This is a genomic window from Candidatus Margulisiibacteriota bacterium, assembly GCA_003242895.1.
GTDB lineage: Bacteria > Margulisbacteria > Riflemargulisbacteria > GWF2-39-127 > GWF2-39-127 > GWF2-39-127.
The window spans coordinates 1-1,250 of the sequence record QKMY01000037.1 but is presented as its reverse complement, the minus strand read 5'-3'; the positions used below and the strand labels follow the sequence as shown (position 1 = coordinate 1,250).

The following is a 1,250-nucleotide window of genomic DNA, read 5'->3' as shown; positions in this document are numbered from 1 at the left end:
TCTGCTTGTATTTTTGTCTCGGAGATCGACTGGACACCATCAATCTGAATCAGGTGGACAGTTTACCTGAATTACCTGAACAGCTTCATCTGAATCTGCAGTTAACAACTATATAATATTATTAACGGTATAATTATAGCATTCTTCAATTGTTTAATGGATGATATTTGAAAATAATTAAATATCATCTTGATATTTCAGAGAAATTTGAAATAATATAGATTAACTGCCGATACATTAATAACAACAGCACATAAAAAGTTAGGAGAAAAAACCATGTTAGATAAAGATACAATCAATAACGTAGTTCAACAGCTAAAACAATTTAATCCGGAACAGATTCTCATCAGCACAAAAAAAACCTTAAACAACCCAGACATCACGGTAATGATCAAAAAAGACCAAAAAGAATATGTTGTCGAAAATGAACTGACTGAGATAAATAGCGATATATCATTAATTGCTGTAGAAGATTTTATTACTAATGCAGCAAAACGAAGCAGCGCACTAGTAGATTTATATACTTCAGCAACGACAATTTATCCATCTAGCTAATTGAATAGGCACACACTTCTAAATAGCAAATGAGCATTAAATTTATACTATTCACAAATTGCAATCGTTTCAAGACAATCTAGGGTTTTTTCTCACTAAAAATGTAAGCACTCGGGACCAGATATAGAGTTGACCAGGAAATTTACAGGACTTCGATATCTGAAGAACTTAAGCGGACAAACCTTCTTGCTGTTTTTATCTAACCTAACAACCTTTTACCAGTTCTCTATGTTGAAAATACTCATAAATTTTCAGTACCCAGTCCCTTAACATAAAGCTTGTTCTAACAAAATCATTCAATATAGCTCTCTGTGAGAATTATTTATCTCCATTACACTAAACTAAGTTTGCTTAATAATGTTGCTGTTATTGCTATTATCTCTAGCATATTATTCTGATAACAATCACTGATTGCGCCACTAATACCCGGCGGGAAACCATCATCAGTGCACTATTACAATCAGACAAAACTATATTAGCCTGACAATACTCATACATTAGTCACACATTGATTTTATATTATAAATTTATTATTATAATGCGAAAAGAAAAAAAAACAATTAGAGATCTCAATAAATAATTCGTATTCATCAAATGCAGATTCAGATGAAGCTGTTCAGGTAATTCAGGTAAACTGTCCACCTGATTCAGATTGATGGTGTCCAGTCGATCTCCGAGACAAAAATACAAGCAGA

The 1,250-nt window shown here is 32.2% G+C and carries 1 protein-coding gene; it reads left to right on the top strand.

Translation table 11 applies throughout. From position 1 onward, the window contains the following. Positions 1-276: 276 nt before the first annotated feature. Positions 277-555, top strand: coding sequence for a hypothetical protein (locus DKM50_05405; protein PZM81813.1), 279 nt, complete (start codon positions 277-279; stop codon positions 553-555). Positions 556-1,250 lie beyond the last annotated feature (695 nt).